Genomic DNA, 784 nt, shown 5'->3' with positions numbered 1-784 from the left:
TGGTGGCGTAATGGGTTTGCTCATGACGTGATGGTGCCAAGCTGGCGGGATCAGGCAAGGGGCAACAGTGGATCAAGGGATGATCGTCTCACTTTTTCCTGTCAATGCCATCTGGGTGAACAGTTACCTTGCCCTCGTGGTTGAAGATGGGGTTGTAGGTGGCCTCCAGCCATATCTTCTCCCCCCGGTGACCCAGACGCATGAAAAGCCCGGACTTGATGTCACCCGAGCCGAGATCCTGCCAGAAATGGGGGTTGTTCTGGTAGAACTCGGTGTCACAGAAGAGACGATGATGCTTGCCGACCACCTCTTCCAGCCGGTAACCAAAGCAGTTGAGGAAATTCTGGTTGGCGGTGATGACGGTGCCATCGGGTTGGAAATCGATGACCGCCAGGGACTTGTCCAGGGCTGCCAGCAGGGCCTGGGTGCGCTCCAGGGTGGATTGCTGCTGGGTCACGTCGGAGGCGACCTTGGCGATCCGCACCACCTTGCCGTCGATCACGATGGGGAAATAGGTCGCCTCCAGCCACACGGCCTTGCCGGATTTCGACTGGCGAATGAAGCGGCCGCTGCGGGAGACGCCGTGGCGCAGATCCTGCCACAAGGTCTCGTAATCCCGGGTATTGACGTCGTCGGGGAAGCAGAGGGTGCTGTGATGCTGACTCTTATACACAAGTAGCGTCCTGAACGGAACCTTTCCCGTTTTCCAGGATCTGATCTTCTATGTGACTCCCAACATAGTAACGATCATGATAACTTCTGCTCTTCATCGTACGGCTGACTG

General features: G+C 56.9%; 1 pseudogene. It reads right to left on the bottom strand.

Annotation, left to right across the window (positions count from 1 at the left end):
* Positions 1 to 124: 124 nt before the first annotated feature.
* Positions 125 to 661 (bottom strand): annotated as a pseudogene (locus C3418_RS23785) (PAS domain-containing protein); the annotation flags it as partial.
* Between the last annotated feature and the right edge of the window lie 123 nt (positions 662 to 784).

This window comes from Aeromonas sp. ASNIH8, assembly GCF_002919855.1.
Taxonomy (GTDB): Bacteria; Pseudomonadota; Gammaproteobacteria; order Enterobacterales; family Aeromonadaceae; genus Aeromonas; species Aeromonas caviae.
The sequence above is the reverse complement of the archived record's forward strand: the minus strand, read 5'-3'. Positions and strand labels throughout refer to the sequence as shown.